Origin of the sequence: Arthrobacter sp. I3 (assembly GCF_000520575.1) — a bacterium.
In the GTDB taxonomy this organism is placed as follows: domain Bacteria; phylum Actinomycetota; class Actinomycetes; order Actinomycetales; family Micrococcaceae; genus Arthrobacter; species Arthrobacter humicola_A.
Genome location: NZ_KI914914.1, coordinates 12,191 through 13,090, shown reverse-complemented (window position 1 = coordinate 13,090; position 900 = coordinate 12,191). Strand labels below are relative to the sequence as shown.

At 65.9% G+C, this 900-nt stretch carries 1 protein-coding gene; it reads right to left on the bottom strand.

The genetic code is table 11. The features are described 5' to 3' along the window. A partial coding sequence (locus Y706_RS24115; protein WP_043435292.1) for an SDR family oxidoreductase occupies positions 1-695 on the bottom strand: 695 nt, incomplete at its 3' end. Between the last annotated feature and the right edge of the window lie 205 nt (positions 696-900).

The window sequence follows — 900 nt, the reverse complement described above, 5'->3', positions numbered from 1 at the left end:
ACGACCCTGATTTTCTTGTTCGCCAGCCGCGACACCAGCCCAGCGCCCTCCTGCATGCTGATCGGCCGGCTCCAGCCCAGATCGATGCGTTCCCCGGCGGCGATGTCCGCGTCAACGGCTTCCGCGAGATAAGTCGCGACGTCGCTGACCAGAACGAATGTCAGGGGCACGCTTTTAGAGCCAAGCCAGACGATCCGGCCCTTCTCGAACGGGTCACCGCCCATCTGGGCGATCTGATCGAAAAATGCACCGGGACGCAGGGCAACGAACGGGACGCCGAGTTCTTCGAGTTTGTCCTCGGCGAGCTTCTTGTGCCAGAAATGCGGCACATTCGGTGTCTGGTCGCTCGTGAGGATGCTGGTGAGCACGAAGCGCGGCACCCCGGCTTTGCTGGCGGCGATGGCGAGATTGGCGTTGCCCCGCGTGTCGATCTCGTGGGCGTTCTTGTTCTTCCCGGTGTACCCGGCCGCCGTCGTGATCACAGCGGCGGCGCCGGTCATCGCGGCGACGAGCGAATCGAGGTCGAGCATGTCGCCGCGGGCTATCTCGACCCCCTTGGCCTCGAGTTTGCCCGCGTCCGAGCTCGGGCGGACAAGCGCCCGCACCTTCTTGCCCCGGTCAAGAAGCCGGTCCACGACCTGCCCACCGAGCGATCCCGTTGCACCGACAACCAGAACGGGTTCCTGTTCAGACATTGTTATCTCCTAGATGTTTTCTCTGCGGCAGCTGCGAAGGGCGGGCACCCGGGTAACCCGGGTAATAAGCCGAAGGAGTTCGACGGCGCCCGTTGCCTGTGAGCGTTTAGTTCGGCGGCGCCTGGCCCGCCCCGCTCCACAGCCGCCGCCACCAGGGCCGCTTCGGCTCCGGCTCCGGAGGGGCGACGGCGGCCACGGCAGCCCG